Source organism: Azospirillum brasilense (genome assembly GCF_022023855.1).
GTDB lineage: Bacteria > Pseudomonadota > Alphaproteobacteria > Azospirillales > Azospirillaceae > Azospirillum > Azospirillum brasilense_F.
The window spans coordinates 836,441-856,554 of record NZ_CP059450.1 but is presented as its reverse complement, the minus strand read 5'-3'; the positions used below and the strand labels follow the sequence as shown (position 1 = coordinate 856,554).

The 20,114-nt window shown below is 66.8% G+C and carries 21 protein-coding genes; 14 read left to right on the top strand and 7 right to left on the bottom strand.

Features of this window, described 5'->3' with window-relative positions; translation table 11 throughout:
* Positions 1 to 4 precede the first annotated feature (4 nt).
* The 7 genes from nthA (at position 5) to H1Q64_RS17250 (ending at position 5,941) form a co-directional block, all read left to right on the top strand.
* Positions 5 to 676, top strand: coding sequence for a nitrile hydratase subunit alpha (gene nthA, locus H1Q64_RS17280; RefSeq protein ID WP_237906355.1), 672 nt, complete (start codon positions 5 to 7; stop codon positions 674 to 676).
* Positions 673 to 1,020, top strand: a complete 348-nt coding sequence (locus H1Q64_RS17275; RefSeq protein ID WP_237906354.1) for an SH3-like domain-containing protein — start codon at positions 673 to 675, stop codon at positions 1,018 to 1,020. The genes nthA and H1Q64_RS17275 overlap by 4 nt, the downstream gene beginning before the upstream one ends.
* A complete protein-coding gene (locus tag H1Q64_RS17270) occupies positions 1,017 to 1,775 on the top strand; it encodes an aquaporin (RefSeq protein ID WP_237906353.1) in 759 nt (252 codons plus the stop codon). The genes H1Q64_RS17275 and H1Q64_RS17270 overlap by 4 nt, the downstream gene beginning before the upstream one ends.
* The gene (locus tag H1Q64_RS17265) at positions 1,772 to 2,827 is read left to right on the top strand and encodes a HoxN/HupN/NixA family nickel/cobalt transporter (protein ID WP_237906352.1); all 1,056 of its coding nucleotides are present in this window, start codon (positions 1,772 to 1,774) and stop codon (positions 2,825 to 2,827) included. The genes H1Q64_RS17270 and H1Q64_RS17265 overlap by 4 nt, the downstream gene beginning before the upstream one ends.
* A 59-nt stretch (positions 2,828 to 2,886) precedes the next feature.
* Positions 2,887 to 3,630: a cysteine hydrolase gene (locus H1Q64_RS17260; RefSeq protein WP_237906351.1), complete on the top strand. Its 744-nt coding sequence runs from the start codon at positions 2,887 to 2,889 to the stop codon at positions 3,628 to 3,630.
* Between the two features lie 160 nt (positions 3,631 to 3,790).
* Positions 3,791 to 4,666, top strand: coding sequence for an MBL fold metallo-hydrolase (locus tag H1Q64_RS17255; RefSeq protein WP_237906350.1), 876 nt, complete (start codon positions 3,791 to 3,793; stop codon positions 4,664 to 4,666).
* Between the two features lie 42 nt (positions 4,667 to 4,708).
* On the top strand, positions 4,709 to 5,941 hold the full coding sequence (locus H1Q64_RS17250) for an MFS transporter (RefSeq protein ID WP_237906349.1): 1,233 nt from the start codon (positions 4,709 to 4,711) through the stop codon (positions 5,939 to 5,941).
* Here H1Q64_RS17250 and H1Q64_RS17245 read toward each other — a convergent pair.
* From H1Q64_RS17245 to H1Q64_RS17235, 3 genes are read right to left on the bottom strand one after another with little or no spacing between them, the layout of a single operon-like run.
* Positions 5,922 to 6,707 (bottom strand): ABC transporter permease, encoded by a 786-nt coding sequence (locus H1Q64_RS17245; RefSeq protein WP_237906348.1) that lies wholly within the window; start codon positions 6,705 to 6,707, stop codon positions 5,922 to 5,924. The two genes, H1Q64_RS17250 and H1Q64_RS17245, sit on opposite strands and share 20 nt — an antisense overlap.
* Positions 6,704 to 7,525, bottom strand: a complete 822-nt coding sequence (locus H1Q64_RS17240; RefSeq protein ID WP_237906347.1) for an ABC transporter ATP-binding protein — start codon at positions 7,523 to 7,525, stop codon at positions 6,704 to 6,706. The genes H1Q64_RS17245 and H1Q64_RS17240 overlap by 4 nt, the downstream gene beginning before the upstream one ends.
* On the bottom strand, positions 7,522 to 8,529 hold the full coding sequence (locus tag H1Q64_RS17235; RefSeq protein WP_237906346.1) for an ABC transporter substrate-binding protein: 1,008 nt from the start codon (positions 8,527 to 8,529) through the stop codon (positions 7,522 to 7,524). Before H1Q64_RS17235 ends, H1Q64_RS17240 begins: the two co-directional genes overlap by 4 nt.
* A gap of 242 nt (positions 8,530 to 8,771) precedes the next feature.
* Between H1Q64_RS17235 and H1Q64_RS17230 the strand changes: the two genes are divergently transcribed.
* The 3 genes from H1Q64_RS17230 to H1Q64_RS17220 all read left to right on the top strand — a co-directional run bounded on the left by H1Q64_RS17230 (position 8,772) and on the right by H1Q64_RS17220 (position 13,275).
* Positions 8,772 to 9,209: a hypothetical protein gene (locus H1Q64_RS17230; protein WP_237906345.1), complete on the top strand. Its 438-nt coding sequence runs from the start codon at positions 8,772 to 8,774 to the stop codon at positions 9,207 to 9,209.
* 101 nt (positions 9,210 to 9,310) lie between these two features.
* Positions 9,311 to 10,210 (top strand): hypothetical protein, encoded by a 900-nt coding sequence (locus H1Q64_RS17225; protein ID WP_237906344.1) that lies wholly within the window; start codon positions 9,311 to 9,313, stop codon positions 10,208 to 10,210.
* A gap of 275 nt (positions 10,211 to 10,485) precedes the next feature.
* Positions 10,486 to 13,275, top strand: a complete 2,790-nt coding sequence (locus tag H1Q64_RS17220) for an ATP-binding protein (RefSeq protein WP_237906343.1) — start codon at positions 10,486 to 10,488, stop codon at positions 13,273 to 13,275.
* A 25-nt stretch (positions 13,276 to 13,300) separates the two neighbouring features.
* Here the strand turns inward: H1Q64_RS17220 and H1Q64_RS17215 are convergent, their stop codons facing one another.
* Both H1Q64_RS17215 and H1Q64_RS17210 read right to left on the bottom strand, forming a co-directional pair.
* Positions 13,301 to 13,855 carry an ester cyclase gene (locus H1Q64_RS17215; protein ID WP_237906342.1) on the bottom strand — a complete coding sequence of 185 codons (555 nt, stop codon included), beginning with the start codon at positions 13,853 to 13,855 and terminating at the stop codon, positions 13,301 to 13,303.
* Between the two features lie 43 nt (positions 13,856 to 13,898).
* Positions 13,899 to 14,615 carry an SDR family oxidoreductase gene (locus tag H1Q64_RS17210; protein WP_237906341.1) on the bottom strand — a complete coding sequence of 239 codons (717 nt, stop codon included), beginning with the start codon at positions 14,613 to 14,615 and terminating at the stop codon, positions 13,899 to 13,901.
* A 162-nt stretch (positions 14,616 to 14,777) separates the two neighbouring features.
* On the opposite strand from H1Q64_RS17210, the gene H1Q64_RS17205 reads away from it, so the two are divergent.
* Both H1Q64_RS17205 and H1Q64_RS17200 read left to right on the top strand, forming a co-directional pair.
* Positions 14,778 to 15,674, top strand: a complete 897-nt coding sequence (locus H1Q64_RS17205) for a LysR family transcriptional regulator (RefSeq protein WP_237906340.1) — start codon at positions 14,778 to 14,780, stop codon at positions 15,672 to 15,674.
* 118 nt (positions 15,675 to 15,792) lie between these two features.
* Entirely contained in the window at positions 15,793 to 16,428 is a 636-nt protein-coding gene (locus H1Q64_RS17200) for a helix-turn-helix transcriptional regulator (RefSeq protein WP_237906339.1), read from the top strand.
* Positions 16,429 to 16,501: 73 nt separating this feature from the next.
* Here H1Q64_RS17200 and H1Q64_RS17195 read toward each other — a convergent pair whose 3' ends face one another.
* Positions 16,502 to 16,837: a carboxymuconolactone decarboxylase family protein gene (locus tag H1Q64_RS17195; RefSeq protein ID WP_237906522.1), complete on the bottom strand. Its 336-nt coding sequence runs from the start codon at positions 16,835 to 16,837 to the stop codon at positions 16,502 to 16,504.
* A 127-nt stretch (positions 16,838 to 16,964) separates the two neighbouring features.
* Positions 16,965 to 18,155, bottom strand: coding sequence for an acetyl-CoA C-acyltransferase (locus H1Q64_RS17190; RefSeq protein WP_330874575.1), 1,191 nt, complete (start codon positions 18,153 to 18,155; stop codon positions 16,965 to 16,967).
* Between the two features lie 184 nt (positions 18,156 to 18,339).
* On the opposite strand from H1Q64_RS17190, the gene H1Q64_RS17185 reads away from it, so the two are divergent.
* Both H1Q64_RS17185 and H1Q64_RS17180 read left to right on the top strand, forming a co-directional pair.
* Positions 18,340 to 18,909 carry a TetR/AcrR family transcriptional regulator gene (locus tag H1Q64_RS17185; protein WP_237906338.1) on the top strand — a complete coding sequence of 190 codons (570 nt, stop codon included), beginning with the start codon at positions 18,340 to 18,342 and terminating at the stop codon, positions 18,907 to 18,909.
* Positions 18,910 to 19,109: 200 nt separating this feature from the next.
* The gene (locus H1Q64_RS17180; RefSeq protein WP_237906337.1) at positions 19,110 to 20,063 is read left to right on the top strand and encodes a GlxA family transcriptional regulator; all 954 of its coding nucleotides are present in this window, start codon (positions 19,110 to 19,112) and stop codon (positions 20,061 to 20,063) included.
* The last annotated feature ends 51 nt before the right edge of the window (positions 20,064 to 20,114 follow it).

Sequence of the window (20,114 nt, the reverse complement as noted above, 5' to 3'; positions counted from 1 at the left end):
CCCGATGACCGACCCAGATCACGACCACCATCACGGCCATCGGCATGAGCATGCTGATCCGCATGCCCCTGTCGGGCAGGAAGGCCCGCCCGGCTACTACGAGATCATGGAAACGGCGGTGCGCGAACTGCTGGTCGAACGTGGGATGATCGGTCCCGACGAGATCCGCCGGCAGATCGAGGTTCTGGATTCCCGCAATCCGGCGCTGGGGGCGAAGGTCGTCGCCCGTGCCTGGGTGGATGCGGAATTCCGCCGCTGTCTTCTCGCCGACGGCCGGGCGGCGTGCGAGGAGCTGGGCATCAGCTTCTATGACGACACCCGGCTGATCGTGCTGGAGAACACCGCGACGGTGCACAACCTGATCGTCTGCACCCTGTGCTCCTGCTATCCGCGCCCGGTACTGGGGCTGCCGCCGGATTGGTACAAGCTGAAGGCCTACCGTGCCCGCGCGGTGATGGAGCCGCGGGCGGTGCTGGCCGAATTCGGGACCGTCATTCCTGAAGACGTCGAAATCCGCGTCAGCGACTCCACCGCCATGGTCCGCTACCTCGTGCTGCCGCGCCGGCCTGACGGGACGGACGACATGGATGAAGAAAGTCTGGCGGCGCTGGTGACCAGGGACGCCATGATCGGCGTGGTCCCGGTGGCCGCTCCCACGGGGAGGACGGTGCAATGAGCGGTGGCGAACAGCTGGTCAGGCGTCTGCCCAACGACATCGGCGGCCTGTCCGCCGGACCGATCGAGCGGGTCGAGCATGAGCTGGAGCCGTGGGAAAAGCGCTGCCACGCACTGGCCGACGTGCTCGACTTCCGCAAGATCATCAACACCGAAGAGAAGCGCCGTGGCGTCGAGGCGCTGGGGGCGGAGATGGTCGGCGCACTCGGCTATTACGAGCGCTGGATCGTCGCCTTCTCCAACATCCTCTTCCAGAAGGGGTTGCTGACGCCGGAGGATCTGGCCCGCAAGATGGACGAGGTCGCGGCGCGCCACCCCGTTCCACAGACCGTTCCGCAGCCATGAGCGCGGTCCGCTCCGCCGATCCCACGACCTGCTTCGTCGAGCGCGATCCGCGGCTTGCGCTGGCCCGCCGCGCGGCGGTCGAAGGGATCGGCACGCTTCTGTTGATGCTGATGGTGGCGGGAGCGGGGGACGCCGCACTGGGGCCGGGGGGATTGGCCGGAAGCGGCCCGCTGCCCAGTGCGCTGGCGACCGCCGGAAGCCTGGTTGGTCTGATCCTGGCCTTCGGCGCGGTGTCCGGCGGCCATTTCAACCCGTTAATCACCGTGCTGCAATGGCTGGCGGGCGAACGGCGGCTCGACTGCACCATCGCCTATGTCGCGGCGCAGGGCGCCGGCGCGGTAGCCGGGGCGATGCTGGCCGACGCGCTGTTCGGCATCCCGACCCGGGACGTGGCAGCCTTACCGCTCGGGATGCTGGTGCCGAGCGAAGCGGTGGCGACGGCCGGCCTGATGATCGTCGTGTTCGGCTGCAGCCGCAGCGGCCGGGCGCAGACCGGTCCCTTCGCCGTCGGCGCGTGGCTGGCCGCGGCCATCCTGGCGACACCGTCGGGGTCCTATGCCAACCCGGCGGTCACGCTTGGGGCACTGTTCACCGGCGGGCCGGTGGGGCTGCCGGGAGGATCGGCGCTGCTCTATGTCGTGGCGCAGTCGGCGGGGGCGCTGGTCGCCTTTCTGGCGATTTCGGTCGCCTATCCGAAACCCTCTTCAACGACCGGCGGCACAATCCCCAATACCGTCAAAGGAGAAGCGTCATGATCCCGCTTCCGGCACCCGCTGCCGTCTTCGGGCAACCCGGTCTGAAGGCACGTCTCGCCTTGGTATCTGTGGCCGTTCTGCTGCTGAACGGCGGCGGCTGGCTTGGCGCCTTCCTGTCCTTCGGCGGCGATCCGGCGTTGTTCGCCATGGCGCTGCTGGTCTACGGGCTTGGCATGCGCCATGGGCTGGATGCCGATCACATCGCCGCCATCGACAATGTCACGCGCAAGCTGATGCAGGAGGGAGAGCGCCCGGTCGCCGTCGGCTTCTTCTTCGCGCTCGGCCATTCGGCGCTGGTTGTGCTGGTGGCCGCGGCGGTCGGTGCCACCGCAGGTTCGCTGGAGCTGTTCCGCGGCGTGCAGGAGGTCGGCGGATATCTGGGCACCGGCATCTCGGCGCTGTTCCTGCTGACCATGGCGCTGCTCAACATCCTGGTGTTCCGTTCGGTCTATCGCGCCTATCGCACATTGCGTGACGGCGGTTCTCCGGATCAGGCGGAACTGGACCGCATGATGGGCGGGCAAGGGCTGCTGGCAAGGCTTCTCCGTCCGCTGTTCGGGCTGATCGGCCGGAGCTGGCACATGGCTCCGCTCGGCGTGCTGTTCGGCCTGGGCTTCGACACGGCGACGGAGATCGCGATGTTCGGGCTGTCAGCCGCGCAGGCGGTCAATGGGCTGCCCTTCGCGACGATCCTGGTCTTTCCCCTGCTGTTCGCTGCCGGCATGCTGCTGGTCGATACCGCCGACGGGCTGCTGATGCTGGGGGCCTATCGCTGGGCGACCGCCCGTCCTGCCCGCAGGCTGCGCTACAACATGGGCGTCACGCTGCTGTCAGCCCTTCTCGCCGGCTTCATCGGCGGAACCGAGATGCTGGGCCTGATCGGCGAGCATTTCGGCTTCGACGGCGGGCTTTGGAGCCTCCTGGGCCTGCTGAAGGACGGATCCGACCGCCTGGGCTTCCTGATCGTCGTCCTGTTCGCCGTCGCCTGGGCGGTCGCCCTCGGCCTGCACAGGTCGCGTGCGGCGTCGGCGGTCCTGAAAGGCGATGCCTGAGCACGCCCGTCCGTCATCCTTTCCTCAAGATTTCATCCCCTGCAAAGAAGGAGTTCACCATGGCCACCCGGATTCCGGCCGCCTATGCCGACCCCGCTTCCCCTGCGCTTCCGAAGGGCGAAATGGTCCTCGACCTTGCCCGAACCGCTCTCGTCATCACCGACCCGCAGATCGATTTCCTCAGCCCGCAGGGCGCGGCCTGGGGGGCCTTCGGCGAGAGCATCACCGAGCACGGCACCGTCGGCAACATCGGCCGGCTGCTTGTAGCCGCCAAGGCGGCCGGTATCCCGGTCGTGATTTCGCCGCACTATTATTACCCGCACGACCATGACTGGGACCATGCCGCGCCCGGCGAGGTGCTGATGCACAGGCTGCGCATGTTCGACCGCCGCGACCCGCTGTCGCTCGAGGGCTTCGCCGGGTCGGGCGCCGACTGGATGCCCGAATACCACGAGCTGATCCAGGACGGGCGGACCATCGTCTGTTCACCCCACAAGATTGCAGGCCCGCAGACCAACGACGTGCTGTTCCAACTGCGCAAGAAGCAGGTCGATCAGGTCATCCTGGCGGGCATGGCCGCCAATTTCTGCGTGGAATCGCATCTGCGCGATTTCGTCGAGCATGGCTTCGAGGTCGCCGTCGTGCGCGACGCCACCGCCGCCAGCAAATTGCCGGAGGGCGACGGCTATCTCGCGGCCCTGATCAACTTCCGCTGGTTGGCCAATGCGCTGTGGAGCACCGACGAGACGGACGAGCGGCTGGACGTGGTTGAAGCCGTCAATGCCGGCGGCCCGCAGGGCTAGCCTGCACACACCGTCGGTCCCGCCGCTCCTCGGTTCAATTCATGGCCATGCGACAGGCTGAGGCTGCGGCCGAATCCGCATGGCTGTGTCGGCGATTTCCCTCAGCGTCGCCTCGTCCGCTCCGTCGTGGGCTTGGCCGGACATTTCCTGGAGCACGATTATGGCTTTGCAGATCCACCCCATCAACCTGCTCAACGTCACCATGGATGCCAGCGGCCTCGTGCTGTTCCGGCAGCCGGGCACCATCACGACCATCCCGGTTCTGGGCTTCCTGATCACCGGCGGCGAGGGGCCGATCCTGGTCGATACCGGCGCCCGCGACATGGAGCAGTTCACGTATTACGGCTTCAAGGGCGAGCAGACTGCGGCGATGACCATCGAGCACCATCTCACCCAGCATGGCCTGAGGACGACCGATCTGCGCTATGTCGTGCACACCCACGCCCACATCGACCATGCCGGCGGCACGCACCTGATCCCCATGTCGGTGCCGGTCGCCATCGCCCGGCGGGAATTGCAGGAGGCGGCATCGGGCGTCATGGGTTCCGCCATGTACACGGCGGCCGACACCAAGCATCTGATCGACCGGCTGCACACCAAGAACGCGATGCGCCTGTTCGACGTGGATGGCACCTTCGAGGAGGAGGTGATCCCCGGCGTGGCGGTGCGCCTGACACAGGGCCACACCGGCGGTTCGATCTCCGTCCTGGTGGAGACGGACGAGGGCATCGCCAACATCTGTGGCGACATCGTCTACGACTTGTACGACCAGTTGATCGAGCCGTATCTGGATCGCAATTACATGGAGCCGACTGTCACCGCCAATCATTCGACGACGCTTCTGGCGGAAAAGACGGCAGTCAAGCGCGCACTGGCCGGCAGCCGTTTCCTGCTGCCGAGCCACGACAAGCCGGCGCTGGTGCGCGGCGGCAAAATCGTGGCGCTGCATGAGGACGCGATTTCCAATCCGAAGGCGGACGTCACCGCGGCTGCCAACTACACCCCACTGGCCGTGGCTGAACCGATTCTCGCCTGACCCCGGTTATCCCCGCGAACCACACAGCTCCAGGAGCCCGTCATGCAACATCGGCTCGGAAACAAGGCGGGCTTCTGGACCAGTGCGGCCGTGGTGGCCCACACGCTTTGGACCAGTGCCGCACCATCCATGACCTACCCGCTCTACGCAGCGCAATGGCATCTGACGACGACGGTCACCGCCGCACTCTTCGCGATCTATTCCATCGTGGTCGTGACCGTCCTGATCGCCTTCGGGACACTGTCCGACCGTATCGGTCATCGCGCGGCGATGCTTGCCGGGCTGGGCGCCTCCATCGCCGGTGTCCTGCTGTTTGCCCTGGCCGCGGACGTTCCGACGCTGTTCGTCGGGCGGATCCTGATGGGTGTCGGCGTGGGATTGTCCGCCGGTCCGTCCACGGCGGCCGTGGCCGCCTTCGCCGGGGCGGGGCAGGCGAAGCGGGCGGGTTCGATCACCGCGGCCGCGCAGGCGTCGGGCATGGCGGCGGCCCTGATCGTCGGCGGCGGGCTGGTGCAGTATGCGCCTTGGCCGGCGCATCTCACCTTCTGGGTGCTGGCGGGGTTGCTCGTCCCGCTGTTCGTGGCGTGCTGGTTCCTGCCCGTCCGGAAACCCAGTTGGCCGGTCGGCCGGTGGAAATTTCGGCTGCCGCGGGTAGACCCCGCGTATCGGGGCACCTTCATCACCGCCGCGCTGGCCGTGAGTGCTGCCTATGCTCAGGCCGGCGTGGTGATGTCGCTCGGCGCGCAGGTCGCCCATGACCTGGTCAATTCCCCCAATGCGCTGGTCAATGGTGCCGCGTTGTCGCTACTCGCCATCGCGATGGGTGCCGTCAGCCTGTCTGCGCGTGGACTGGGCGCGCGGACCGCCATGGCCGGTGGAGCCGTCGCCTCGGCCATCGGGGCGGCCTTTCTCACCGGTGCCGTCGCTTGGCAGAGCCTAACCCTTTTCCTGGCTGCATCGGCCTCCGTGGGGGCTGGGTATTCGCTGCTGTTCGTCGGCGGGCTGGGATTGATCAACATGTCGGTTCCCGAGGGGCAGCGCGGCGGCGCGCTGTCGGCGGTCTATCTCGCCGCCTACCTGTCCATCGGCGTTTTGTCGGTGGCGCTGGGTCGCATCGCGACCCTCTTCGGACTGAACACCGCGATAGACATCAGCGCCGCCGCTATGGCTCTGCTGAGCGGATTGACCATCCTCCGCCTGCTGGCGGCTCCATCGAAACGGACAGAGGCCCCAAGGGATGAGGTTGCAACCCCATTCAAGGACGAGACGGGGTGAGGCGCGGCACCAGCAACCGGCGGAGCCCCGCCACCCCGGCATAGAGCACGAGCCCCAGCAAACAGAGCTGCAGGACGATGGCGAACATCTGCGCCGTTTCGTAGGAATTGATCCGGCTGACCAAGAGGTATCCCAGCCCGTAGCTACCGGATATGAATTCCGCCACGACGGTGCCGACGAGGGCCAGGACGATGCCCACCTCCAGGCCGGTTGCGATGAAGGGCAGGGCATAGGGAAGCTCCAGGCGACGGAGCAGCTGGAAGCGGCTGGCGTCGAAGGAGGCCATCACGTCGTGCAATCCTTCCGGTACCGACCGGATGCCGAGCAGCGTGTTCATCATGATCGGGTAGAAGGGCAGGATGGCGGAGGTGAGAATCTTCGGGCCCAGGCCGAACCCCATCCACACCACGAACAGCGGGATCAGCGCCACCTTCGGAAGGACCTGGAAGGCGACGATGAAGGGTTTCGACAGGCGCTCCAGCGTCGGCGACAGCGAGAGCAGGATGCCCGCGGCCACACCCAAGGCGGTCGCCAGGAGGAAGCCGGCCACGGAGCCGGCGAAGGTCATGGCCGTGTGGCTCCAGGCCCGCCCGCTGAGTATCAGCGCCACCCACTCCTCCAGCACCGGCAGCGGGGCGGGCAGGATGAAGGGGGAGACGCCCCAGGCGGTGACGACTCCGTGCCAGGCCAGCAGCCCAGCCGCCAGCAGGCACGGTGTGACCAGCCACGGCAGCCAGACCGCATCGCGCAACCGGACCTTCTTCATGGCTGCCCCATCAGTTCGGCCAGTCGTTCGTGCAGGTCGCGCACCATCCGCTGGAATTCCGGCGAATAGGTGAGATCGCGGGTGCGCGGCCTTGGAAAAGGCACGTCGATCACACTGTCGATGCGCCCGGGTCCCGGTGAGAACAGGACGATCCGGTCGGCCAGAAAGGCCGCCTCCACCATTGAATGCGTTACCAGGACAATGGTCTTGCGGGTCGCGAGCCAGAGCGACTGAAGCTCCATGTTCAGGGCCTCGCGGGAAATCGCGTCGAGTGCCGCGAAGGGCTCGTCCATCAGCAGCACATCTGGATCGTAGGACAGCGCCCGCGCAATGGCCACCCGTTGGCGCATGCCGCCGGAAATCTCGTGAGGCATGCGGGTGCCGATGTCGGCCGCCCCCACCAGCGCCAGCATCGCCCGTGCGGCTGACAGCCGATCCGCGCGCGGCAGCCGCCCACGCAAATCCAGCGGCAGCCGCACATTCTCCTCCACCGTCAGCCAGGGGAACAGGGACGATTCCTGGAAAACGAGTCCCAGTCGGGACCGGAGGTCCTTCCGGCAGTGGCCCTTGTCCCACAGGGGGCTTTCGGCAATGGCGATGGTTCCGAAGGTCGGCTCCAGCAGCCCGCTGATCATGCGCAGCAGGGTGGTCTTGCCGCAGCCCGACGGCCCGAGAAACACGACGAACTCGCCGTCGGCGATCGACAGGCTGCTGGGCAGGAGCGCCGTCGCCGTTCCGTCGCCGATATCGAAGGTCTTGCCGATCTCCGTCAAGGCGATCAGGGCCGGCCGCCCGCTGCTGCCGCCGATCCCGGTCACAGCGCGTCGATGAACCGGTTGGTGTAAAGATCCTCCTGCTTCAGGTTGGCCGGTGCGAACCCGCAGGAAACCATGAGGTCGTAGGCGCTCTGCCAGCGTTTCGGCACGTTGCGCAGAAGGTTCTCCCGCCCGTCCGCCAGCAGGAAGGCGATGTTCTCCTTGTAAATGGCGGCGGCAAGCTCCGGATTCCGGGCTTCGGCCATGTCGTAGCGTTCCATGGCCTTCAGTGCATCGGCGATGGCGACCTTGCCGTCGATCAGGTCGAGCAGTGCTGTGCGGACGGCGCGAAGGTAGCGCTGGATCAACGGCTGATACCGCTCGATCACGTCGCGTTTGCCGGAGTAGCAGAAGCCCGGCGTCGGGGCGACCGTGTCCGTGTTCCATAGGTGAACGGACTGGCCGCTCTTCCGCAACGCGACCGCGATGCTGGCGGTCACCAGATAGGCGTCGATCCGTCCCTGGCGGATCAGATCGACCCCAGCCGGCGAGTTGCCCACGACCACCCGCTGGACGCTGGCGCGATCCACGCCGCGGGCGGTCAGCATGATGTCGAGCAGCGTTTCCGTGGTGCCGCTGACCGACTGAATGCCGACCGTCCGGTTCGCCATATCCTGCGGCCCGGCTACCGGCTTGTCCTGCAGGCTCACCACGAACCAGGGAGAGGACTGCTGTACGGTGCCGATGGCGACGAGATCACGGCCCGCCGGCTGCCCGCTCGCCCGGATGTGATCGACGGCCCCGATGCGGGCGATCGTTGCGTTTCCGCCCATGACCTGCTGCAATGCCATGGAGGAACCGCGGCCTTCTTCGATGCCGACCCGCAGCCCTTCCCGTTCAAAATATCCGGCAGCCTGCGTGAACAGGACATCGATGAAGGCCAGGATGAACTGGTTGGGCAGCACGATTGACAGGGCGTCCTGGGCCTGCGCACCCAGCGGCCTTACCGAGGCCAGGAACGTGCCCGCCGCAGAGGCAGCCAGCACAGTCCGTCGATTCACAGTCATCGTCGATTCCATCAATCAAATCAAAGGCAACTCGCCTGCCGTATCTCTGTTGGGAGTCCGTTGGCGCTTGCATGCAAAAGGATATTGCGGAGCTTCGGCCTGATTGCCAAGCTCCTTCGGAATCATGGGGGCCATGGCGCCGATGCGCGTAAAGGGGCAGTAGCCTTTACAACGCTTTACTCGCTTACGGGCCGCCGCCCGGCCACACTCTCCCCAGAACAACTCAGACAGGAGCAGGGGCCATGGCTCTCCTTTCCGCCCAAGACGCCGGTGCGCCTTCGATGTCGCCGCACCAGACTTGGTCCGAGGCCGAAGCCTTCGCGATGCAGCCGCACGCATTCGGCGAGTTGGAGATCAACAGCTACGTCTCCTACGTCAGGACCCTCGTCAACGCCGTCACCTCCATCCGGTTGGCGTCGGACGCCCGGCGGCGCTGGATGGAGCGCAATGGGGCTGCCTGCCCCGACGCGGAGAAGATGTCCCGGCTGATCGAGGCCGAGATGGACCGCGCCGACGACATGGCTCACCGCATCGTCGAGCTGGTGGCGTCCGTGCGCGCGACGTCTGCCCCGCCGCCGCCTTCCAAGCGCGCCAATGCCGCTCCGGTCTCCGCCTTCCGCTCGGCCCCAGGGTTGAGGACGGTGCAAAGCGACAGGCAGGTCCGGGTCCGGCATGGCTGAGCTTGGCATGGTGGAAATCATTCGGCCTATGTTCGGCGTGATTGAAGCTCCAGCGTCAGACCGCGCTGCGATGCGGATTTGATCCGGTGGAAGGTACCGGAATGGAAAAGCTGTTTCTCCCTATCAACATCGGTGCGCTCGATCTCGCCCATCGCGTCGTCATAGCGGCGGCGATCGATCACAGGCGGATCGGCGAGCGACGCTTGGCGGCCGATTGCGGCGCCTGCGTCCGGCATGTCTCGCCCGGTGGGCTGGTCTTAACGCCTCCGGTCGCGGTTTCCGCAACGGCGGCGTCGGCCTCCGTGCCGGATGGGTTCGACACGCCCGGGACGGCTGATTCCTGGGCTGCGACGATCAGCCTGGCCCATGCAAGGAAAGCCAAGGTGGTGGCTCGGTTGTGCCACCCGGGAGATGCCCCTCTCAGGGCCGCCACCCTGCCAGGCACCGGCATCGACGAGGTCATCGCGGATTTCCGCCGCGCGGCGGAGCGGGCCAAGCACCTCGGGTTCGATGGCGTGGAACTCGACGCGGCCGACGGCTCGCTTCCCGACCAGTTCCTTCAGGACGGAACGAACCGGCGGACGGACCGGTATGGCGGCTCCATCCAGAACCGGTTGAACTTCCTCTGCGAGCTTATCGATGCGGTAACCGGCGTCTGGACGGCGGAGCGGGTCGGTGTCCGCCTGTCGCCGTTCGGCCAATTCCGCGGCATGTCGGATTCGGACCCCGTCACGCTGTTCACCATGCTTCTGACGACGTTGGCCGGGCAGGAGCTTCCCTTCGTACACCTTGTCCGCTCCGCCGCGGATGGGGCTCCGCTCGGCCATCTGCCCTATGAGGATCGCAGCGCCGCCGCCCGGATTCGGGCAGCCTTTCCCTCCGCGATCATCGTATCCGGTGACTTCACCCGACGGCGCGCGGTGGAACTGGTGAGAAGCCGCTGGGCCGACGCCATCGGGGTCGAAGCCGGCATGGTGGAGGATGGCACCGATGGTCGTTGATGGCCGGTGCTCAAGCGTCCTGCTGCGCCGCCCCATGCCACGTTATGATGCGTTGACCTACGGTAAAGCATACGTATGATGATGAGGTCTTACGTATGCTTAGCGTTGGGAAATGACGCTTTCTTTTGCCTTCGATGACCTGATGAGGACGGAGCCGCGCCGGAGGTTGAGTCACCGCTTTGCTGTTGGCGGAGCGGTGGGCGCGACCTTTGGCTGATACGTCTGTTTCCCACCGTTCCGTCGGTTCCCAGCCGCCGTCCGTGACAGGACCCGCCATGGAGCAGAACGAGGTCGGCTTCGGACCCTTCCGCTTTTCCCCGATGCGCGGGCTGTTGAAGAACGGTGTTGCCGTCAAGGTGGGAAGCCGGCCACTGGCCATCCTCGCCCTGCTCCTGGAACAGGCCGGTGCGGTCGTCAGCAACCGCGACATCATGGCCCGCGTCTGGCCGGGCTTGTTCGTCGAGGAGGCGAACATCCGCGTTCACATCGGCTCCCTACGGAAGCTGCTGGGCAAGAACGACCTCGGCACGGACTACATCGAGAACATCCCGGCACAGGGCTACCGGTTCGTCGGGACCATCCGGACGCCCTTCCCGCAGGAGGCCGCGGAGGGCGCCGTCTTGCAGCCGTCCGCACCGACTGCGGACCTTTCGACCCTCTTGCCCCGCAACATCGACCGGCTGATCGGGCGCGACGGGACGATCGACGACATCGTGCGGAAGTTGGCGGAGAAGAGCTTCGTCACCATCACCGGCGTGGGTGGGATCGGGAAGACGAGCGTTGCCATCGAAGTGGCGCAGGTTTCGGCGAGCAGCCACCGGGACGGCATCCATTTTGTGGATTTGAGCACCCTGTCGGACCCGACGCTGGTCTGCGCCACCATCGCGCAGGTGATGAATCTGACCGGTGGCGGCAAAGGTGCCCTGGATGGGTTCCTCGGGGCGGTCAAGGAGTTGGATGCCCTGCTGATCCTCGACAACTGCGAGCATCTGATCGAAGAGGTCGCCATCGTCGTCGAGGGAATCCTGGCGACGGCTCTCGACATCGACATCCTGGTGACCAGCCGCGAGATCCTGCGCGCGCAGGGCGAGTGGGTTTACCGCCTGCCGCCCTTGTCCGTTCCGCCGGGGCGGGAACACATGTTGAGCGCCGAGCAGGCGCTGACCTACCCGGCGGTGGAGCTGTTCGTCGAACGGGTGTCGTCCGGCGACAGCATGTTCCGCCTGTCGGATGCGGACGCGCCGGTCGCCGCGGAACTGTGTCGCCACCTTGACGGTGTTCCGCTAGCGCTGGAACTGGCGGCGGCCCGGGTCCCCCTGCTGGGCATCCATGGTCTGGCTGCAAGCCTGGACCGGGCCTTCGACATTCTGCGCGGCGGCCGCCGCACCGCGCTGCCCCGTCACCAGACCCTTCGGGCCACGCTGGAGTGGAGCCACCGCCTGCTGGACGAGCGCGAACGCATTGTCCTGCGCCGGCTTTCCGTCATCCGCGGGTCTTTCACCGGCGACCTTGCTGTCGGTGTCGCCGCCTTCGGCGCAATTTCGGAGGAGGACGTCGTCGAGGGCATATCGGAGCTGTCGAAGAAGTCACTGCTGTCCGTCGAGCACCGGCAGCAGAGCGTGCAGTTCCGCCTGCTCGAAACCACGCGCCAATATGCGGCGGAACGGCTCCAGGAATGCGGCGAGGCTGACGTGGTCTGCCGCAATCTGGCGCGGCATCTGTGCCGGATGCTGGCCGGGTCGCAGTCGACGAACACCATGGCCTGGAACATCGTGTACGGGACCCGGGTGGACGATGTCCGCAGCGCGCTGGAATGGTCCCTGTCGCCTGCCGGGGATTTGGCGACCGCCGTCGACCTGACTGTCGCGTCGGCCCCGATGTGGTTCCAGCTGTCGCTGACCGATGAATTCCGCCGGCGCGCCGAGACGGTGCTGCAGTCGGTCCGGCGACAACCGGAACCGGACCTGCAGTCCGAAATGTCGATCACGGCGCATCTGGGCCCGGCACTCTGGAACTCGCTCGGCCCGGCGCCGGAGGTCCAGGCCGTGCTCCTGCGTGGACTTGAGCTTTCGCAGCAGCTCGGCAATGTCGGATACCAGCGCCGCGCCCTTTGGGGGCTGTGGCTCTACCATCTGGCCCTCGAGAAGGACCATGAAGCGCTGGAGGCGGCGGAGCGCTTCGGGGAACTCCTGGGAACGCCCACCGATCCCGGCGCGGAGTCCATGCATCAGCGCATGATGGCGCTCGGCCTCCTCACGGTGGGCGAGTTCAACCGTGCGCGCGGCTTCGCCGAACGGTGCCTGAGTGCCCCGGCCCCGACCACCGGATCGAGCCTGCGGGGCTACCAGTTCGAACAGCGGATCGTCTCCCACACCCATATGGCGCGCATATCCTGGATTCAGGGCCATCCGGACCGGGCGCGGGAGGCCATGCATGAAGCGGTGGAGCAAGCGCTGGCGTCGGGCCATGTGCTCTCCCTGTGCTTCGCCTTGTCGCTCGGTGCCTGCCCGGTGGCCTTCTGGTGCGGGGACTACGACCTTACGGCGCACTACGCCAACCTGCTGGTCGAAAAGACCAACGAAAGCTCCTTGTTCGTCTGGCGCACCTATGGGCTGTGTTATCAGCTGGCGCTGGAGGCGCGGCAGGGGCAGGATGACCAACTCGCAGCGCTCCGCCGGTCTTCGCGATTCGCCGAGGTGTACCGGAACAAACGCATCCGGATGCTCGCAACCGTGGCTCCGCGTCTGATCCCGCCAGCCATCCTGGATGAAGCGATCGACGGCGCGACCAATTGGGCGACGGCCGAACTGCTCCGCCTGAAATCGGAAAACGCCGACGAACCGGAGACGGTGGAGAGGTTGCTGCGGCAATCGATGGAGATCGCCGGCCAGCAAGGGGCCCGGTCCTGGAGCCTGCGGACGGCGATGAGCATGGCCAAGCGGTCCATGGGGACAAGACGTCAACAGGATGCCGCGTCGACCCTTTCATCCATCTACGGCACCTTCGCCGAGGGGCACGATACCCCCGATCTCCGGGAGGCCGCGGCACTTCTGGATCGGCTGTAGACACCCTTCTGTCCCGGGAAGCGAGTCACGGGGCGGCATTCGCCAGCCCCATCTGCTGGAACAGAGTTAGATTGTCCTCGATGTGCCAGTTGTCGGTGATCCGGCCATCCACGACCTTCAGCAGGTCGGTAGCGATGAAATGGATTGGTTGTCCCTTGCCGGCCGTGTCGCCAAACCTGCCACTGAAATGGCCGGTGAAGGTCATGTGGACGGTGACGTAATCGCCGGCCACAATCATCTTTTCCACGGTGACGCCCAAATCCGGCACGGCAATGCGGAATGCGCGGGAGGCGAAGGCCGGTCCTTCCGGACCCTGTGGCCGTCCGGCGGGCAGGGTATGGTCGGTGAAGCGGTCGGAAATCGCCTGCTTCAGATAAGCCTCGTCTCCGTTGTTCCAGAAATCATAGAAGGCGCGCACCGCCCTGACGGTCGCATCGCTGCGGGCATCGGGCTGCGGCGCCGACATGACCAGATCACGGATCGTGAGGCCGTCCGCAGCCAGGGCGGCACCGGCGGGGATGGAGCCCAGGGCCGCCGCGAACAGAGCGGCGCGGGCGAAATGGTGGATCGCAGCGGTCATCGTGATCTCCAGAACATGAGGTGCAATGGGCGGGCAAGGCTGGTCAAGCAATGGCGCCGCCGCCATCCACGCGCACGGTGGAACCGGTCGCGAAGGGCGTGGTGGCGAGGAAGAGCACGGCATTCGCAATGTCCTCGGGCTGTCCAATCCGGCGGGATGGCAGGCGCTGGGCCGCGCTGGCGAACATCGCTTCCCGTTTCTCTTCGGACAGTCCCGACCACAGCGGTGTTTCGATCAGACCGGGCGACACGGCGTTGACCCGCACCGGGGCGAGTTCCAGCGCCAGCCCGCGGGCCAGCGCCTCCAGCGCCGCATTGATCGCGCCCTGCAGGACGGAGGTGGCGGACGGCCGGACGCTGAGGAATCCCGACACGAAGGTCAGTGACCCAGCCTCGCGAATTTTGGCGGCATGGGCGACGTGATAGGCGCCCCAGAATTTGCTGTCCATGGCGGTCCGGGCGTCGGCGACGGCAAGGCCCCGCACCGGGCCGCCGGGGGTTTGCGCTGCGGAGACGACGACGTGGTCCCAAACCGGCTCGTCACTGAAAAAGCTCTCGACGGCCTGCAAGCCGCGGGTGTCCAGCACGGCGGCGCGCGCATCGCCGCCAATCCTGGCCACCGCCGCGTCCAACTTGTCACGCGACCGTGAGGCGATGGTTACCGAAGCGCCAACCCGCGCGGCGACCGTCGCAGTCGCCAGACCGATGCCGGAACTGCCGCCGATCACCAGCACGCGCGTGTTCTTCAAGGTCTCGAACATGGTGCATTCCTTGTAGGGATTTGGTCTTGGTGGATTTGGATAGGAAGAGATGCGTTGCCGGCCCGCCCATCCTCTGGAGAGAAATCTAGGCCTTCGCATAACCACGCAGTATCCTGGACCTGATCGACACACCCTCCACCATTCGGAAAGAATGCAGCGCGCATGCTTGATGACATTGCCGAGCTACGCACCTTCGTCCGCATCGTCGCCGCGGGCAGCCTGTCCGCCGCCGGAAGGGAGATGAATCTGGCGCTCAGCGTCGTCAGCAAGCGTCTGGCATCGCTGGAGCGGCGGACCGACACGCGACTGGTTGCCCGCAGCACCCGGCGCCTCGCCCTGACGGAGGAGGGGCAGCGGCTTTACGAGCACGCCCAGCGCATCCTTGCCGAGATCGCCGAAGCGGAGGAGGCGCTGAGTCATGGCCGAGTGGAGCCGCAGGGCATGCTACGGGTGGGAGCGCCGGCGGCGCTGGGGCGCATGCATGTCGGTCCCGTCTGCCGCGAGCTTGTCGAGACTTATCGCGGGGTATCCGTCGATCTTTGTTTGACCGATCGCATGGTCGACCTGATCGACGAAGGCATGGACGTGGTGGTGCGGATCGGGGCGCCCAAGGATTCGACGCTCGTCATGCGCAGGCTGGCGGACAACCACCGTGTCTTGGTCGGCGCTCGGTGCTATCTTGAACGCCGCGGCTATCCCGCCTCGCCGCAGGAACTGGAGAGCCACGACTGCATTCAGTATCGCGGCACCGGCGGGCGTTGGCGCCTGCTGGGGCCCGGCGGCGCTGTCATCGAGGTGGAGACCGCGTCGCGCCTGCGGAGCGACAACGGCGACGTTGCCCAGGATTGGGCACTTGCCGGCTGCGGTCTGATCTTTAAGTCGCGGATCGATGTCGAGGACGATCTTGCGGCGGGCCGTCTGTTGCGGGTGTTGCCGGGCTGGCATGGCGACCCGGCGCCCGTCTGCGCACTCTTCCCGTCTCAGCGGCAGTTGCCGACGCGCGTAAGGCTGTTTCTCGACGCTATGGCGCAGAGGCTGAATCGCGGGGGTGGCACGTGAAGGGCGCAACGGTTCCTCCGGTCTCCATCCCTCCGGCCATCGATACCTGAGTATGGGTTCCCGCACACCCGGGCCTCCGGCACTGTCGCCGTCAAGGTGACCTGAGCAGGAGATCGACATGGATATGGCTGCTTCCGAGACCTTGCGCCGTCTTCCGGCGTTGGCAGCCCCGGCGTCCGTCGGCCAGGCGGGGGATGACGGAGACAGGCTTACGGCTGCGGCCGATTGGCTGTTGCGGGTGGCGAACGACATGCTGGCGCCGGATCGGCAGTCGGTGGAGCATTGTCTGTCGCTGGCTCTCGCCCGGTTGCAGCGTGCCGGCGGCGAGCATCGTCCTGACCGTGACGCGTCGGACGATGCCGGCCAGGAGACCGGACTGGCGAAGGCCGGATTGGCGAAGTCCGGACTGGCGGCTTGGCAGATGCGGCGGGTTACCGCCCATATCGACGCCCATCTCGCCAGTTCCATCCGCAATCGGGATCTGGCGGCGGCGGCCAAGCTCAGCTGCGGCTATTTCTGTCAGGCCTTCAAGGACAGCTTCGGCTGCCCGCCGCATGCCTACATCGTGCGCCGGCGGGTGGAACGGGCGAAGGACCTGTTGGAAACCACGGCCACGCCCTTGTCGCAGATCGCGCTCGACTGCGGATTTTCGGACCAGTCGCATTTCTCGCGCATCTTCCGCCGCATCGCCGGTGAGGCGCCCCGGTTGTGGCGGCACAAGTATCGGATCGACGGGGACGCTGAAGAACAGTGACGGAGTTCGGCGTCACGAGAAGCCCGGCGGAGGGAGGGCGGCGGCCCGGTGGTCCGTCTCCGCCGCCTTCGGTTCAGTCGTGCGCGGCGTAGGCGTCCATCACGCGGGTGGAATAGACCAGCGCCGCCCCGGCGTTCAACGCGACGGCGACGCCCAGCGCCTCTGCAATCTCCTCCTGGGTGGCGCCGTGCTTGATCGCCGCTTCGGTATGGACGGCGATACAGCCGTCGCAGCGGATGCTGACGGCGACCGCCAGCGCGATCAGTTCCCGTACCTTGGCGCCCAGCAGGTCCTTTTTCTGGCCGGCGGTGCTGAGTCCGGCATAGCCCTTCACCGTGTCGGGGCTGAGCTTGGCGATCTCGCCGACGCCGGCGAGGACCTGCTGACGGTATTCGTTCCAGTTGAGCATCATGGTCGTGTCTCCTGAGAGTTCCGGTCCCGCTGCCGCAGGGGGCGGTCGGTGGGGCCACGCTACGTCCCGGTGCGGGCGCGATATAGAAGGATGCGCCCGTCTTTGGGATGCCGTTCCGGGAGCCTCATCCGACCCTTTCGATGGCGATGGCCGTGGCTTCTCCGCCGCCGATGCACAGCGACGCGACACCCCGGGTCAACCCGCGCACGGCCAGCGCGTGCAGCAGGGTCACGATCAGCCGCGCCCCGGTGGCACCGATCGGATGGCCGAGCGCGCACGCGCCGCCATTGACGTTCAGGCGGTCGGGGGCGATGCCCAGGTCACGCCGGGCCGCCATGGCGACGACGGCGAAGGCTTCGTTGATCTCGAACAGGTCGACATCGGCCACCGACCAGCCGACCTTGTCCAGCAGCTTGGAGATCGCCGGGATGGGGGCGGTGGTGAACCAGGCCGGATCCTGGCTGTGGGTGGCATGGCCGCGGATTTCCGCCAGGATCGGCAGGCCGGCCGCTTCGGCAACCGACCGCCGGGTCAGCACCAGCGCGGCGGCACCGTCGGCATTGGCGGACGAACTAGCTGCGGTGATCGTTCCATCGCGGCGGAAGGCAGGCTTCAGTGACGGAATCTTGTCGGGGGAGACCTTCAGCGGGTTCTCATCCTGTCCGACCACCCGCTCCCCGCCCTTGGCCGGGACGGCGACCGGCACGATCTCGGCAGCGAAGGCGCCGCTCTCCACCGCGTTGCGGGCGCGGGTCAGCGTCTCGGCCGCATAGGCGTCCTGTTCGGCGCGGGTGAATCCGTAGGCATCGGCCGTCGCCTCGCCGAAATCACCCATGGCGCGGCCGCCCTCATAGGCGTCCTCCAGCCCGTCCAGCATCATGTGGTCCAGCAGCCGGTCGTGGCCGATGCGGTAGCCGCCGCGCGCCTTCGTCAGCAGATAGGGGGCGTTGGTCATCGACTCCATGCCGCCGGCCACCACGATGTCGGCCGATCCGGCACGGATCAGGTCATGGGCCAGCATGGTGGCCTTCATACCCGACCCGCACACCTTGTTGATCGTCGTGGCGCCCGCCGCATCGGGCAATCCCGCGCCGCGGGCCGCTTGCCGGGCCGGCGCTTGCCCCTGTCCGGCGGGCAGCACGCAGCCCATCAGCACCTCGTCGATGCCGGCGGGCGGCAGGCCCGCGCGTTCCACCGCCGCCGCAATGGCGCGGGCGCCGAGTGCGGTTGCGGGCAGCGCCGCCAAGTCCCCCTGGAACCGCCCGAGCGGCGTGCGAACGGCGGACACGATGACGACGGGGTCCTGGATGGAAATGGATCGGCTGAGGTCGTTCTGCATGGTCGCGGTCTCCGGATCGGTCTCGCCCCGTGGGTGGGACATTTAAATGATGGACATCATGTTTGCATAATTGATGATGATCGTCATATAATTTGTCAATGGAGCCCGGAGAGATTTTCGTGGGAGACACGGGCCGGGCTCCGGCCACGGAAGGTGCATCATGCGGGTGAGCAAGGAACAGGCGGCGGAGAACCGGCGCCGGGTCGTGGAGGTGGCGAGCGCGCTGTTCCGCGAACGCGGTTTCAACGGCATCGGCGTCGCCGACCTGATGAAGGAGGCCGGACTGACCCATGGCGGCTTCTATGGGCAGTTCGCATCCAAGGAGGATTTGGCTGCGGAGGCCTGCGCCAGCGCGATGGAGGTCACGGCACGGCGCTGGGCCGAGGCGCCGGGGACAAAGGGCGATGACGGGCTGGCGGCGATGCTCGAAAGCTATCTGTCGCCGCGTCACCGCGACCACAGTGCCGCCGGCTGCCCCATCGCGGCGCTTGGCGTCGATGTGGCCCGGCAGGGCGGCGTGGCGCGCAGTGCCTTCACCCGCGGATTGCGCCCCTTCATCGACATGCTGCAGCGGCTGGTGCCGGGCCGCTCGGAGGAGGCGAAGCGCAAGGCGGCGCTCGTCACCCTGTCGGGGATGGTCGGTGCCCTCATCCTCGCCCGTGCCGTCGATGATCCAGCGTTGTCGGACGAGATCCTGGAGGCGGCACGCACCAGCCTGACCAAGCCGTGAGCCCTGAGCGGGCCATCCGGGCAATCAGCGGCCACCGCTGGGAGAGAGCGAATCCGGACATGGCGTCCGGCTGCGATGTCCGGAATCGTGGTGTCTTTGACATTCCAGACAAGACGACTGCGGCATAGTCTCAGTCCCGCCGCCGCATCCACGGGCTTGCGGCTTGCGGGCAAGACAAGGCTGACAAGGCGGGGCGGGACATGCTCACCATCGGTTTCCTGGTGTTCGACGATTTCCAGGTGATGGGGCTGGCTGCGCTCTCGGCCTTCGAGATGGCGAACCTCGTGCTCGGCCGGCCGGCCTATCAGGTTCATGTCCTGTCGGAACAGGGTGGGCCGGTGCGCAATTCCCTGGGCTTTTCCGTGGAGACCCGGCCATTCGGTGACGGATTCTTCGATACGACCGTCACCATCGGCTCGCTGCGGGTCAAGCCCTCCACCCCCGGCTTTCTGGCCTATCTGCGCGAGGCGGCGGGGGAGTCGCGCCGGGTCGCCGGCATCTGCACCGGAGCCTATGTGCTGGCCGAGGCCGGACTTCTCGACGGACGCCGCGCCACCACCCACTGGAACCATGCCCGCACCCTTCAACGGCTCTATCCCGCCGTGAAGGTGGAGGAGGACCGCATCTTCAGCGTCGACGGCAATGTCTGGACGTCGGCCGGGATGACCGCCGGCCTCGATCTCGCCATGGCGCTGGTCGAGGACGATTTCGGCGCCGAGGTCGCCAAGGCGGTGGCGCGCAAGCTTGTGGTCTATCTGCGCCGGCCCGGTGGACAGTCGCAATTCTCCGCCCTGCTGGATCTGGAGCCGCGGTCCGACCGCGTGCGGCGGGCGCTGGTCCATGCCAAGGAGAATCTGAGGAACGAGCTGTCGGTGGAGGAACTGGCGGAGGTGGCCAACCTCAGCCCGCGCCAGTTCAGCCGCCTGTTTCGCCAGGAAACCGGCCAGACGCCGGCCAAGGCGGTGGAGCATCTGCGGCTGGAGGCGGCGCGCGTGATGATGGAGGAGGGGCGCCATTCGATGGACGTCGTCGCCCGGGAAACCGGCTTCGCCGACCGCGAGCGCATGCGCCGCGCCTTCCTGCGCGCCTATGGACAGCCGCCGCAGGTGATCCGCCGGTCCGTGGAAAGCGGCCGGGCGTCAGCGCTGGAATGAACGCCGGTCGGGGGCCGGACATTCGCCGCACTCATTAATACCTAGATATGG